Origin of the sequence: Glutamicibacter sp. NPDC087831 (genome assembly GCF_044742845.1) — a bacterium.
Taxonomy (GTDB): Bacteria; Actinomycetota; Actinomycetes; order Actinomycetales; family Micrococcaceae; genus Glutamicibacter.
On sequence record NZ_JBIUVH010000001.1, the window covers coordinates 137,096 to 149,264 of the forward strand.

Below are 12,169 nucleotides of genomic sequence, written 5' to 3' on the forward strand. Positions count from 1 at the left end.
CTAGCCAAAGACCTCACTGATGTCGGGTACAACTATGAAAATGTTGCGGGGCTGCTTGGTGAGGAAGCTGCGGCAGCATTTGCCCGCGACCAGCTCCACCCTGCCTTGCGAAACCTGGATCGTAGCAGGCCAGATAGCTCGCTTGCCTGTGTGGTTCGCCTCTTCCAAATGGGCCAGACCCAGGAAGACGCGGCCATCAATGCCGCCTTCCCGACATTGAAGACCGACGGATTGCTCAAGCTGGGCCTGATCGAGTCCTGGGCTACCGGTTACCGGGCCAAGATTGCCCTGGCGCTGCATTCCTCCGATGCTGACGGTGAATTGTGGGTGGCCCACGACCTGGGTGCCCACCAGCGTCCCGGCGTGTTGCGCACCGACCATGTGCTGGGCATTGGCCAGGCGTCCCTGACCCTGGCGCAGATCACGATCCGCGAAAAGGTCGAGCGCGCACTGGACTTGGGTACCGGCTGCGGCATCCAGCTGTTCCATCTGCTATCGCACGCGGAGCATGTTACGGCCACAGACCTGTCGGCCCGAGCCCTGGGCTTCACCCGCTTCAACCTGATGCTCAACTACCAGGCCCTGGAGCTGGATCCGGATAACCTCGAATCGCGGGTCACCCTGCTCCAGGGAAGCCTGTTCGATCCGGTGGCTGGATCCACTTTCAACCTGATCGCCAGCAACCCGCCGTTCGTGATTACCCCGCGAAGCAGCAACGAGCGCGCCAAGGACCGGTTCACCTACCGTGATGGCGGGATGGCCGGCGATACGCTGGTGAGCACCTTGATCGAGCAGGCTCCTGGCTTCCTGGCGCCGGGTGGCTGCATGCAAATGCTGTCAAACTGGGAGATTCCTCGCCTAGATGATGAATCCAACCAGCCGTGGGATGCCCGCGTGCGCCAGTGGTTCGGCGACCAGCTGGACGTATGGGTGATCGAGCGCGAGCAAACAACGCCAAGCGGCTACGCCGAGACATGGCTGCGCGACGCTTCCCAGACCGAGGACAGCACTTCATACATCTCCGCCTACAACGCATACCTCGATGACTTCGAGTCCCGCGGCGTGGGTGCCATCGGCTTCGGTCTGGTGTACTTCCGCCGTCCAGCCGCAGGCCATCCGGTACTGCAGCGCTACGAGCAGATCTCGCACCAGGTGGAACAGCCGCTGGCCCCGACCCTGCAGCGGGACATTGCCATGTCCGACCAGCTGGCCGCCGCCAATGAAGGGTTCAAGGATTGGCACCTGCTGGTGGCCGAGGATGTTACTGAGGAGCGCCATCAGCGTCCGGGGGCGGAGCACCCCGGCGTGATCTTGCTGCGGCAGGGGGCAGGGCTGCGCCGTACTGAATTGCTTGATACCGCGCAGGCAGGATTTGTTTCCGCCTGCGATGGTGATTTGTCGGTATCGCAACTAGTCAACGCGTTGGATTCCTTGATTGGAGAAGGGCAAGAAGACTTCGCGGACCTGCTTTATGAAGCAGTGAAGCGACTCTTGCGACATGGCCTGCTTCAGAAAATGTGAAACAAGCGCTAAAGTTTTTCCCTATGACACGGAACACAATTGAGGAACAAGGTGGGGCCGCCTCGCGCGATGAGGCGGAAATCCCACAAGTTGTCTCGATCACTGACCCTCAGGCGATTCGAGCGTTGGCCCATGATGCTCGACTGATCGTCTTGGATGAGCTCTTTGCTTCGCAGACCACCCGCACCGCTACAGAACTTGCATCCTTGTGTGCGCTGACACCTAGCGCCATGAGCTATCACCTCCGGGCCCTGGAGAAGTACGGGTACGTGATTCGTGCTGCCAGCGAAGGAGACGCACGCGAGCGGCGGTGGCGAGCGGCTGGTGAACGGCTAGAGCTGAACACGCAGATCGACTCGGCGAACGCCAAAACTGCGTACTTGAACGTGCAATTGAACGCATTCCGCACCCGGCTCAATGCTGAAGTCCAGCGGCGCGAGGCAGAAGCGAAGACCGGAATCGCTCCGGACCCGGATCGTCCGCCGATGCTGACTAGCGGTTTGGTCTTCCTCTCGGAAGCCAAGCAACGCGAGTTCAACCGCAGAATGCTGGATCTGGTCTACGAATACGAGGCACAGGCAACAGCCGAGGAACGCAGTATTGATTCGCGGCGTATGTTCTACTTAATCTCATTGCTTCCCGAATACCAGAGCATGGGGGAGGCATCATCATAAGTATGCCCGGCTCAGGGAGCGCAGATTCTTCGGTGTAAGATCATCGGGAAATGTGCTTATAGAGTAGGCATGAAGAACGAAGCTGCGATGGCGGATCGATCAGGGCCCGGAAATGGGTGTCCTAGGTCCGTGTTGTCTAAAGGAGTGCTGTGCCCCCCAAGGCCAAGGAAAAGACTGGTAAGAAACTCGTAATCGTGGAGTCTCCTGCCAAGGTGAAGTCGATCGCCAAATATTTGGGTGAAGGCTTTGACGTGGATGCCTCAGTGGGCCATATCCGCGACCTTCCGCAGCCCTCAGAACTGCCAACCGAGCTGAAAAAGACTTCAGTAGGCAAGTTCGCTGTCGATCTGGACAACGACTTTGAGCCTTACTACATGGTCTACCCGGACAAGAAGAAGCGCGTTTCCGAACTGAAGGCGAAGCTCAAAGAAGCTGACGAACTTTACCTCGCAACCGATGCGGACCGCGAAGGCGAAGCCATCGCGTGGCACCTGCTGCAGGTCCTGAAGCCAAAGGTTCCGGTACGCCGCCTGGCATTTACCGAAATCACCAAGGAAGGCATCGCCCGCGCACTGGAAAACATGCGCGAGCTCGATACCGACCTCGTCGACGCCCAGGAAACCCGCCGTGTCCTGGACCGCCTCTATGGTTACGAAATTTCACCGGTGCTCTGGCGCAAGGTGGCTCGCGGGCTGTCCGCAGGCCGCGTGCAGTCCGTGGCAACCCGTTTGGTCGTCGAGCGCGAACGCGAACGCATGGCCTTCATCCCCGCCGGATACTGGGATGTGAAGGGCAACTTCGCCACCAGTGAAGGCGAAGGCTTCGCAGCGAAGCTCTCGGCAGTGGACGGCGCCCGTGTCGCCTCCGGCCGTGACTTCGATGACCGCGGCCAGCTGAAGACCACCCGCAATAAGCTGGCCCACCTGGATCAGGAGTCGGCCCAGTCGCTGGTGGCGAACCTGTCGGACACCGGCTTTGCGGTGACCTCCGTCGAGGACAAGCCGTACACCCGTCGTCCGGCCGCCCCTTTCACCACCTCCACGCTGCAGCAGGAAGCATCCCGCAAGCTGCGCTGGAGCTCCAAGATCACCATGCAGATCGCTCAGCGGCTGTATGAAAACGGCTACATCACCTATATGCGTACCGATTCGGTCTTCCTCTCGGGCGAGGCAGTGAATGCCGCGCGCAAGCAGGCAACCGAACTGTATGGCGCGGATTCCGTTCCAGCCAAGCCGCGCGTCTACAAGGCGAAGAACGATGCCGCGCAGGAAGCCCACGAGGCAATCCGCCCGGCCGGTGACATGTTCCGCCGCCCGAAGGACGTGCGTTCCTCGTTGTCCAAGGACGAGTACGCATTGTACGAGCTGATCTGGAAGCGCACCGTCGCCTCGCAGATGGCCGATGCCAAGGGCTTCACCGCCACCATCAAGCTGCAGGGCACCGCCAGCGATCAGCGCGTGGCCGAGTTCTCGGCCTCCGGCACCGTAATCACCTTCCGCGGTTTCCTTTCCGCCTATGAGGAGGGCAAGGACGAACAGGCCCTGGAAGCCGCGGCAGAGAATGCCGAAGCCCGCCTGCCGCAGCTGGCTGTGGGCCAGCAGCTGGCCGGCGATGAACTGACCGCTCTGGGCCACGAAACCTCCCCGCCGGCTCGTTACACCGAAGCTTCGATCGTGGCCGAGCTGGAAAAGCGCGAGATCGGCCGCCCGTCGACCTACGCGCCAACCATCTCCACGATCATGGACCGCGGCTATGTCACCAAGCGAGGCGGCGCCCTGGTGCCGAGCTGGATCGCCTTCTCGGTGATCCGCTTGCTCGAAGAGCACTTCGCGAAGTACGTGGACTACGATTTCACCGCCCGCCTGGAAGATGATCTCGATGAGATCGCCAAGGGCCATCGTGCCCGCACCGACTGGCTGAACCTGTTCTACTTCGGCAAGGGCGCGGAGACCGAATCCGAAGGCTTGAAGCATGTGGTCGATAACCTCGGCGACATCGACGCCCGTGCGATCAACTCGATCAAGGTCACCGACGACATCACCTTGCGTGTGGGCAAGTTCGGCCCGTACCTGGAACGTGCCATCCCGGAAGGCGCCGAGGAAGGCACCGAGCCGCAGCGCGCCAACGTGCCTGAGGATCTGGCCCCGGATGAGCTGACTGCCGAAAAGGCAGAGGAGCTCTTTGCCAACTCGCAGGTCTCCGAAATGCACTTGGGCATTGATCCGGAAACCGGTCGCCAGATCGTAGCCAAGGATGGCCGCTACGGCGCCTACGTCACCGAGATCATCCCGGAGCCAACCGAAGAGGAATTGGCGGCCCAGCCGGTCGAGTACTACAAGAATGGCAAGCCGAAGCCGCCGAAGAAGCCAGCCAAGGTCAAGCCGCGCACCGCGTCGCTGTTCAAGTCCATGACTGTCGAATCAGTGACCTTGGAAGATGCCCTGAAGCTGATGAGCCTGCCTCGTGTACTGGGTGCTGACGCTGACGGCGAAGAGATCACCGTGCAGAACGGCCGCTTCGGTCCGTACCTGAAGAAGGGCAGCGATTCGCGCTCGATCGAGAGCGAAGAGCAGATCTTCACGATCACCTTGGACGAAGCGCTGGCGATCTACGCGCAGCCGAAGCAGCGTGGCCGTCGTGCCGCGGTACCGCCATTGGCCGAGTTCGGAGTGGACCCGACCAGCGAGAAGAACATCGTGGTCAAGGATGGCCGCTTCGGTCCATACATCACCGACGGCGTCACCAACATCACCGTTCCGCGCACTACCTCCCTGGAGGAACTGACACGCGAGCAGGCTATCGAGCTGCTGGCCGACAAACGTGCCCGCGGACCGGTGAAGCGCACGGCAAAGAAGGCGCCGGCCAAGAAGCCAGCAGCCAAGAAGACCCCGGCGAAGAAGGCTACGGCCAAGAAGACGACCGCGAAAAAGACTGACTAGTCTTTCTTGCCAGGCCTAACGAGGAGCGCACCATGAGACTCGGTGTATTGGATATCGGTTCGAATACCGTTCACCTGTTGCTCGTCGATGCATATCCGGGAGCCCGCCCGGTTCCCTATGCCTCGCACAAGCGACCCTTGTCCTTGGTGCGCTACCTCAATGAGTATGGCGCCATAACTGAAGAGGGCCAGCGCGAGCTGATCTCCTTCATCAAGGAAGCCGCCAAGTTCGCCGAAAACCACCAGGTTGAGGACTTCATGGCTTTCTGCACTTCAGCGATTCGCGAATCCTCCAACGGTGCTGCCGTCCTGGAACGCGTCGAAGTCGAGACGGGCGTGAGCTTGATGGAACTGACCGGCGAAGAAGAAGCCGGCATGACCTTCTACTCCGTACGCCGTTGGTTTGGCTGGTCTTCGGAATCCATCCTGAACCTGGATATGGGCGGAGGCTCGCTGGAGCTGGCCTTGGGCGTTGACGAGTTCCCGCAAACAGCCTTTTCCGTGCCCCTGGGCGCCGGCCGTCTGACCCGCGAATGGCTTCCTAACGACCTGCCGTCCATTAAGGAAGTCAAGGAACTGCGTACGTACGTGCGCGACGTTCTCACGGACCCGACTACCGAGCTGCGCCAGTATGGCAAGCCCACCCTGGCCACCGCTACTTCCAAGACTTTCCGCTCGCTGGCTCGCATCACCGGAGCCGCGCCGAGCACGGAAGGCCCCTATGTTAAGCGCGTGCTCAATCGTGACGCATTGAAATTGTGGACCAACCGATTGACCGCGATGAGCTGGGCTGAACGGGCAGAACTGCCCGGTGTCTCGGAGATTCGCGCCCCGCAACTGCTTGCCGGGGCGATTGTCGCTCACGAAGCGATGAATGCCTTGAAACTGAAATCTGTGCGGATTTGCCCTTGGGCGATTCGTGAAGGCTTGATGCTGCGACGTTTTGATCACGTGATGTTTGACTCTGCGACACCGCTCAGTAGTAGCGTTGGAGTTGGGGAAGTAGCTCTGGATAACGAGAAGTACAAATTTCTCGCCAAACCCAGCAGCTAACCTTCTTGGCTAAGCGGTGCCCGCACAGTGGACACGGTAACAGGAGGCAAGAGCATGGAAGACCAGAAGAGCACAATGAAGGTGCCAGTCACCCTCTCTAGCGCGTCAGTTTATCCGCTGACCGTCCATGACGCCTTCGCGATGGCCAAGGACGTGGGATACGACGGGCTGGAAGTGCTGATTACCGGCAACGCAGCCAGCCAATCTGCGACCGCGCTCAAAGCCTTGATGGACAAGTACCAACTGCCGATCATGGCCATCCACGCACCGACACTGCTGCTCACCCAGCAGGTGTGGGGCTCTGCTTGGGCCAAGATCGAACGTTCGGTCATCCTGGCCCAAGCGGTCGGCGCAAATGTGGTTGTCGCCCATCCGCCATTCAGGTGGCAGGGCGCCTACGCCGAAGAATTCGCCGAAGGCGTGCAGCGATTGGTTGAGACCACGGGGATGAAAATCGCCGTGGAAAACATGTACCCATGGCGTGCCCGGGGCCGTGAAGCGAAAATGTACCTTCCACACTGGAACCCAGTCCCGCAGCACTACCAGCATGTGACCTGGGATTTCTCCCATGCGGCGATTGCCAATATGGATTCGCGCCAAGCCGTCGAGGACCTGGGCCAGCGACTGGCGCACGTTCATCTGTGCGATGGTTTGGATAACGGCAAAGACGAGCACCTTGTGCCAGGCCTGGGCACCCAACCGGTGGCCGAAACGCTGCAATATCTGCGTGATGCCAATTGGAGCGGAACCGTAGCGGTCGAGGTCTCCACACGCAAAGCTCGGAACACCGGGCAAAAAGAAGAATGGCTGGGAAAGACCCTAGAATTTGCCCGCCAGCACTTAACAGTCGGCAGCGACCCCAAGCCAATGACACAATAGCCATATGAGTGAAGCAACAAAGAATCTGTCCCTGTCCTTCCTCGGCGCCGGCTCCATGAACGGCGCCATCCTGCGTGGCATTATCGCCTCGGGCCATGACCCGCAGCTCATCACCGCTACTGTGCGAAGCGATAACCGCGTAGCGGAACTGCGCGAATTGGGCATCAACGTCTTGGTCAGCGAGGAAGATCCCGAAGCCAACCGCCGGGCTGCCGCCAGCGCAGACATTATCTTCCTGGGCGTGAAGCCGGTAGGCATCACCGAACTGTGCGAGGAGATTTCCGGATCGCTGGACGCGCAGAAGGTCGTTGTTTCCGTAGCCGCCGCTATCACCCTGAGCAGCATGCAGTCTCATCTGCCAGCTGGCCAGCCGGTCATCCGTTCCATGCCGAACACCCCTTTGATGGTCGGTGCCGGCGTGGTGGGAATCAGCCCGGCGGCAAGCGTGAGCGACGAGCAGGCCAAGTTGGTCACCGATCTGCTCTCCGGATCCGGCGACGTGCACGTCATCGACGAAGAGCAGCAAAATGCGCTCTCGGCAATTTCCGGGTCCGGTCCGGCCTATGCTTTCTACCTGGCTGAGGCCATGGCCAATGCCGGTGTGGCCATGGGCTTGGATGAAAAGCTTTCAATCGCGCTGGCACGTGCCACTGTGGCCGGTGCCGGCAAGATGCTCTCGAACCCTGACGCGGATCCCGCGACCCTGCGCAAGGCGGTAACCAGCCCGAAGGGCACCACCGAGCAGGCTATCGCCACCTTCGATGAGCAGGGAATTCCAAAGATTATTGCTGCGGGCACGCAAGCGGCAGCCACCCGTGCAGCGCAGCTGAGTGAAGAGCTCGGCTAGGAACGAGCATTCAATACGGCGGTGGCCGGCAACCGATTGGTTGCCGGCCACCGCCGTATTCACGATCCTCGTGCCCTACGGGCGTGCTGCGAAACGCTCGAGCAGGTCCACGTGCCCCGAGACGATCAGGACATCTCGGCGAGTCACCATGGTATCCGGCATGGCGTAGGTGAAATCCTCGCCCGGGGACTTCACACCAACGATCGTCACCCCGTACTTGGAGCGGACTTGGGACTGGGCCAAGGTGAAGCCCTGGGTCTCCTTCGGAGGGTACATCTTCACGATGGCGAAGCCGTCATCGAATTCGATGAAGTCGAGCATGCGGCCACCGACCAGGTGCGCGGCACGCACACCGGCATCGGCTTCCGGGTAGATGACGTGGTTGGCACCAATGCGGGTAAGAATCTTGCCATGGGAGGGCGTAATGGCCTTGACCCACAGATGCTCAATGCCCAGATCCACCAGGTTCACGGTGATCAGCACGGATGATTCGATGGAGGTACCCACGCCCACGACGGCAGAGGAGAATTCCTGGGCGCCGAGCTGGCGCAGGGCGTCAATATTGGTCGCGTCGGCCGCGACCACGTGGGTCAAGGTACTGGCCCACTGCTGAACGAGCTCCGGGCTGCGCTCAATGGCCAGCACTTCGCGCCCCTGCTTGACCAGCGTTTCAGCGACAGATGCACCGAAGCGGCCCAGGCCGATAACCAGCACCGGGGCATTGTGGTCTATGTTCTTGTCAGCCAATGAGCGGCCTTTCTTCTGGGAGTCTGAACAGCGTATTGCGGTGGCGCATGGTCAACGCGCTGGCGAGCGTAATACTGCCGATGCGTCCGGCAAACATCAACGCGCTGAGCACATACTTGCCGGCCGGAGGCACTTCTTGCGAAACCCCGCTACTCAGGCCCACGGTAGCAAAGGCCGAGATCGACTCGAACAGGGCTCGCGAGAAGCCCACCGATTCGTCGATGGTCACGAGCGCGCCGGTAGCGACCATCACCAGCGAAGCACCCATGGCGACCACGGAGATGGCCACGCGCATGGTGCCCTGCGGAATCTGCCGGCCAAAGGCCTTCACGTCAGTATCGCCACGGACCTCGGCCAAGATCGCCAAGAACATCACGGCAATGGTGGTGACCTTGATGCCGCCAGCAGTAGAAGCTGAACCGCCACCAGCGAACATCAATGCGTCGGTCAACAAGATGGTCACCTGGTGGATGTCGTTCTGATCCACCAGGTTGAAGCCGCCAGAACGGGTCATGGTGGAGGCGAAGAAGCCATGAATGAGCTTGTCGCTGATGGATAAGCCGCCGATGGTCTTGGGATTGGCCCATTCGAAAATCAGCCACAGGAAGGATCCGGCAAAGAGCAGGATGGTGGTGGTGAGCATGGTCAGCTTGGTGTGCAGGTTCCACTTCTTCATATTGAACTTGTGCGCCAGCAGCACCATGATCACCGGGAAACCCAATGAACCGGTGAACACGCCGGCCATCAATGGGCCCAGGATCCACAGGTCGGTTTCGTAGGGAACCAATCCGTCGGAGTGCGGGGTGAAGCCTGCATTGTTGAAAGCCGAGACGGCATAGAAGATTCCATGCCAGATGGCGGACAGGACGCTTTCACCCAGCATGTAGAAGCGCGGGATCAGAAAGAGCGCGATGACCGCCTGCAGGCTGATCGCTGTGAGGATCACGATGCGCAGCAATGAGCTTACTTCACCCAGGGCTGAGGCTCCAGAACTGTTCATCGAATTCTGCGCCATCAGCTTGGCTCGCACGCCCAGCTTGCGGGATACCGCCAGGGACATGATGGAGGCCAGAGTCAAAATGCCCAGGCCGCCCATGAACGTTGCGACCAGCATGATCAGCTGACCGGCGAATGACCAGTGCACAGCGGTGGAGACGGTCGTTAGGCCAGTAACGCAAACTGCCGACACAGCGGTGAATAATGCGTCATGCAGCGCGGTGGCTTCCCCCGTGGCCGAGGAAAACGGCGCCGCGAGCAGGGAGGTGAACAACGTGATTGCCAGCAAGAAGGCGCCAAGAGTCAAGCGCGCGGGGGAGCGCACGGTGAAGTCCGCAACTGCGATGCGAACGGTCAGCCATTTCTTGCGTCGCTGTTCGCGCATTTCAGCTGCCCGGGCGCTGGGGCCCGATGCACTGGCTGTGCTCATTTATTACTCGCCGTTTCCTGGGGAACAGTTCTTTGCCATGAGGATTTGAAGTCCTTCTAGTAATTTACGCGTTTCCACCGCTAAACGCTTGTGTTGCCCGGCTAAAGACCCGACAAGCCGCGCAAACTGCCATGAATTCATGAGTTGGGTCACTATCGGGTAGCCTGAAATCGTGTTAGATCCGCAGCATGCCCCACGGCCCACCATGGTGATGTGGGATGAAGAGTATCTGAAGTACAAATTCAGCGACTGGCATCCCATGCACCCTTCACGGCTAGAACTGACCTATCGGCTCAGCGATGAGCTGGATATCTTCGATGCGCCGAACGTCACGATACAGGCTCCGGATATTGCCGACGATGCGGTCATCGGCTCCGTCCATGACCAGAGCTATATCGATCAGGTGCGGCGGGTGAGCCAGGAACCAACACTCGTTGCCGAAGAATTCGGCTTGGGCACCGAAGACGACCCGGTATTCGCCGGGATGCATGAAGCCGCCGGGCGCATTGTTGGCGGTTCGGTAGCAGCGGCCCAAGCCATCATGGACCAAGACGTGGTCCGTGCGGTGAACTTCGCCGGTGGCATGCACCACGCCGCGAAAAGCAAGGCCAGCGGTTTCTGCATCTACAATGACGCTGCTGCCGCGATCCATCGCATGCTGGAACAGGGTGCCCAACGCGTGGTCTACATCGATGTGGACGCCCATCATGGGGATGGCACCGAGTCGATCTTCTGGGATGACGAACGCGTGCTGACCATTTCCATCCATGAATCCGGGCTGTCGCTGTTCCCCGGTACGGGATTCGCCAATGAAATTGGCGGCAAGAACGCCGAAGGCAGCGCAGTAAATGTTGCTCTGCCGGCAATGACCGGGGACTCCGGGTGGATGCGTGCCTTCCATGCGATCGTTCCGCAGCTGGTACGCGCTTTCAAGCCGGAAATCATCGTCTCCCAGCACGGTTGCGATGCGCACCGCGATGATGACATGACCAATTTGAAGCTGTCTGTTGATGCGCAACGCCAGGCGGCCCTGGACATATCCCAGTTGGCAGATGAGCTGTGCGAAGGCCGGTGGTTGGCTACCGGAGGCGGGGGATACAACGTCACCGCCGTCGTGCCGCGTACCTGGACCCACCTGACGGCGATTGTTGCCGGCAAGCCGGTGCCGTTGCGTACCTATGTTCCCGAGACCTTCCGCCGCTACGTTCTGGAAAGGTACGGCCGTGCCATGCCTTACCTCATGGGCGATGACGCCCAGCTGTGGTGGCGCAATTGGGAAGTCGGCTATGATCCGGCCGATCCGGTAGACCGAACCATCATTGCTACACGCAAGGAGATATTCCCGCTTTTCGGGCTCGATCCATGGTTCGACTAGCCTCGCATGGCTGCGGCCACCGGAGACAGAGGCGAGACTTCACAGCATTTTAGGCATGGAAATCGATTGCCAACCGTTCATATGCCGTTAGGGTTATGTGTGTGGCAATTGATGAAGTGTTTTCGGCGTTGGCTGAACCAACCCGACGAAAGATTATAGAAGCGCTCAAGAACGAGCCGAAAGCAGTGGGCACTCTGGTCACTGAACTGGAGATCTCCCAGCCGACTGTTTCCAAGCACTTGAAGGTGCTGCGCGAAGCTGAACTCGTGAGCATGGCCGCTGCCGGGCAGCGGCGCATCTACAGCATTGATACCTCAGCGCTGGAAGACCTCGTGCGCTGGTGCGCCGATTTGGTACCTGCCCAACCGGAGGGCCAGGAGCTGGTAACCACGCAGGCCGAAGCCGAGGGGCAGCTGGCAGCGGTATCGAATCCAACGGCTCAGCAGATCGGGCGGCGCGTTGGCCAAGGCCTGGAACAAGTTACTGGACGTGCGCAAGAGTTTTTCGAGAAACTTCCGCGGTTCGGGCGTCGGCGCTAGCTCTTGTCCAGTCATCGGCGCTGCAACCGTGCAATATGGTCAATCTTTTAAGTTACGCGCGCAATCCTGTTTTATAACATGAAAATTTTGTTCAGAATGCCCAGCATGGCATTCTCGTGTGCGGGGCAGTGACGCCGGCAATGAGGCCCCTTGTGCGCCTGTGCCTGCCC

Annotated in this window: 10 protein-coding genes; 8 read left to right on the forward strand and 2 right to left on the reverse strand. The window is 60.1% G+C overall.

Translation table 11 applies throughout. The annotated features are described in order from the left end of the window. Positions 1-168 precede the first annotated feature (168 nt). The 6 genes from ACIOJF_RS00645 (at position 169) to proC (ending at position 7,912) form a co-directional block, all read left to right on the forward strand. Positions 169-1,521 (forward strand): methyltransferase, encoded by a 1,353-nt coding sequence (locus tag ACIOJF_RS00645; protein WP_286172127.1) that lies wholly within the window; start codon positions 169-171, stop codon positions 1,519-1,521. A 23-nt stretch (positions 1,522-1,544) separates the two neighbouring features. Beyond that, the gene (locus tag ACIOJF_RS00650; RefSeq protein ID WP_105657083.1) at positions 1,545-2,195 is read left to right on the forward strand and encodes a helix-turn-helix transcriptional regulator; all 651 of its coding nucleotides are present in this window, start codon (positions 1,545-1,547) and stop codon (positions 2,193-2,195) included. A 149-nt stretch (positions 2,196-2,344) separates the two neighbouring features. Continuing rightward, positions 2,345-5,134: a type I DNA topoisomerase gene (gene topA, locus ACIOJF_RS00655; protein ID WP_402741087.1), complete on the forward strand. Its 2,790-nt coding sequence runs from the start codon at positions 2,345-2,347 to the stop codon at positions 5,132-5,134. Positions 5,135-5,166: 32 nt separating this feature from the next. Then, on the forward strand, positions 5,167-6,186 hold the full coding sequence (locus ACIOJF_RS00660; RefSeq protein WP_105656961.1) for a Ppx/GppA phosphatase family protein: 1,020 nt from the start codon (positions 5,167-5,169) through the stop codon (positions 6,184-6,186). Between the two features lie 54 nt (positions 6,187-6,240). Further along, a complete protein-coding gene (locus tag ACIOJF_RS00665; protein ID WP_105656960.1) occupies positions 6,241-7,065 on the forward strand; it encodes a sugar phosphate isomerase/epimerase in 825 nt (274 codons plus the stop codon). A gap of 4 nt (positions 7,066-7,069) precedes the next feature. Beyond that, positions 7,070-7,912 (forward strand): pyrroline-5-carboxylate reductase, encoded by an 843-nt coding sequence (gene proC, locus ACIOJF_RS00670; RefSeq protein ID WP_402741088.1) that lies wholly within the window; start codon positions 7,070-7,072, stop codon positions 7,910-7,912. 75 nt (positions 7,913-7,987) lie between these two features. Here the strand turns inward: proC and ACIOJF_RS00675 are convergent, their stop codons facing one another. Together ACIOJF_RS00675 and ACIOJF_RS00680 are read right to left on the reverse strand one after the other, a co-directional pair. Next, positions 7,988-8,626, reverse strand: a complete 639-nt coding sequence (locus ACIOJF_RS00675) for a TrkA family potassium uptake protein (RefSeq protein WP_105657082.1) — start codon at positions 8,624-8,626, stop codon at positions 7,988-7,990. Positions 8,627-8,651: 25 nt separating this feature from the next. After that, positions 8,652-10,085, reverse strand: a complete 1,434-nt coding sequence (locus tag ACIOJF_RS00680) for a TrkH family potassium uptake protein (RefSeq protein WP_402741089.1) — start codon at positions 10,083-10,085, stop codon at positions 8,652-8,654. Between the two features lie 205 nt (positions 10,086-10,290). Here ACIOJF_RS00680 and ACIOJF_RS00685 point away from each other — a divergent pair, with 205 nt between their 5' ends. Together ACIOJF_RS00685 and ACIOJF_RS00690 are read left to right on the forward strand one after the other, a co-directional pair. Further along, the gene (locus tag ACIOJF_RS00685) at positions 10,291-11,460 is read left to right on the forward strand and encodes an acetoin utilization protein AcuC (RefSeq protein ID WP_402741369.1); all 1,170 of its coding nucleotides are present in this window, start codon (positions 10,291-10,293) and stop codon (positions 11,458-11,460) included. A 101-nt stretch (positions 11,461-11,561) separates the two neighbouring features. After that, positions 11,562-11,999: an ArsR/SmtB family transcription factor gene (locus tag ACIOJF_RS00690; protein ID WP_402470377.1), complete on the forward strand. Its 438-nt coding sequence runs from the start codon at positions 11,562-11,564 to the stop codon at positions 11,997-11,999. Positions 12,000-12,169: the final 170 nt, after the last annotated feature.

What these genes read in the sequence shown, in the direction of transcription:
- proC (WP_402741088.1), top strand. Translation starts at nt 7,070, where the DNA reads ATGAGTGAAGCAACAAAGAATCTGTCCCTGTCCTTCCTCGGCGCCGGC.
- ACIOJF_RS00645 (WP_286172127.1), top strand. Translation starts at nt 169, where the DNA reads ATGGGCCAGACCCAGGAAGACGCGGCCATCAATGCCGCCTTCCCGACA.
- ACIOJF_RS00685 (WP_402741369.1), top strand. Translation starts at nt 10,291, where the DNA reads ATGGTGATGTGGGATGAAGAGTATCTGAAGTACAAATTCAGCGACTGG.
- ACIOJF_RS00660 (WP_105656961.1), top strand. Translation starts at nt 5,167, where the DNA reads ATGAGACTCGGTGTATTGGATATCGGTTCGAATACCGTTCACCTGTTG.
- ACIOJF_RS00665 (WP_105656960.1), top strand. Translation starts at nt 6,241, where the DNA reads ATGGAAGACCAGAAGAGCACAATGAAGGTGCCAGTCACCCTCTCTAGC.
- ACIOJF_RS00680 (WP_402741089.1), bottom strand. Translation starts at nt 10,085, where the DNA reads ATGAGCACAGCCAGTGCATCGGGCCCCAGCGCCCGGGCAGCTGAAATG.
- ACIOJF_RS00650 (WP_105657083.1), top strand. Translation starts at nt 1,545, where the DNA reads ATGACACGGAACACAATTGAGGAACAAGGTGGGGCCGCCTCGCGCGAT.